The sequence below is a fragment of the Acidisoma sp. C75 genome, from assembly GCF_054665095.1.
Genome location: NZ_BAAFHD010000035.1, coordinates 1 through 1,044, shown reverse-complemented (window position 1 = coordinate 1,044; position 1,044 = coordinate 1). Strand labels below are relative to the sequence as shown.

The 1,044-nt window shown below is 71.6% G+C and carries 1 protein-coding gene; it reads left to right on the top strand.

Features of this window, described 5'->3' with window-relative positions:
- Nucleotides 1-18: 18 nt before the first annotated feature.
- The coding region (locus ACYQ7X_RS17440) for a condensation domain-containing protein (protein ID WP_459698344.1) at nt 19-1,044 on the top strand (1,026 nt) is incomplete at its 3' end.

Genomic DNA, 1,044 nt, shown 5'->3' with positions numbered 1-1,044 from the left:
GGCGTATATGCGCGGCAGTTGAGTGCGGCGCAGAGGGGGGTGTGGCTTGGGCAGGAGCTGCGGCGGGAGAGCGCGGCTTACATCATTGGCGAGTTGCTGCGCTTCGATGCGCCGATCGATGCGGTGCTGCTGTCCCGGGCGGTCGATGCCGTCATCGCCCGCACGAGGACGCTGCATGCCCGCTTCGCCGAAGCGGCAGACGGCGTCTGGCAGGAATTCGTCCCGCCCGCGGCGGCGGCGCTCCGCCATGTCTTCCTGCCCGATACGGTGGCCCTCGAAGACTGGATCGCGGAAGATCTGCGGCAAGCGGCGCTGCAATTTCGCGAACGCCCCTTCGGCTTCGCGCTGATCACCCTCGGCAGCGGCCAGCACTTCCTCCTGCAGCGCTATCACCACCTCGTCATGGATGGCGCGGGCGGCGCCGAGATCGTCCGGCGGCTGGCGGCGGCCTATTCGGAAGGCGCCGCCACGGGCCGGACAGCGCCGCATCCGCTGGATGATCTCGACCGGCTGCTCGATGCGGATGAGGACTATGCCGGTTCGGCGGCTGAGGCGGCGGATCGGGCCTATTGGCATCGGCTGCTCGGCCCCGCCCCCGAGCCGGTGCTGCTCGGCCCCGGCACCGCGCCGCCGGGCGATCAGCATCTGACCCTGCCGCTCGCGCCAGACGATGATCTGACAACCCGCTTCGCCGCCGCCGCCGAGGCCGCCGGGCTCGGCTTGCCGCAAAGCTTCGCCGCTGCCGTCGCCATCCTCGTGCAGGCGCTGCTCGGGCGGGATGCCCTGCTCCTCAACCTCGCCGCGCGCGGCCTGCGCGGGCCGCGGCTGCGGGATGTGCCGGCGATGACGAGCAATAGCCTGCCCCTGCCCGTCTCGCTCGATCCTGCCATGCGCTTCGCCGATCTCGCCCGGCAGATCGCCGCCGGGCAACGCGCCGCCCTCCGCCACAGCCGCTATCGCGGCGAGATCCTGGCGCGCGATCTCCTGCCCGCCCGCCTCCGCAGCTTCGGCCCCGCCGTCAATGTCATGGCGTTCGATTACGCC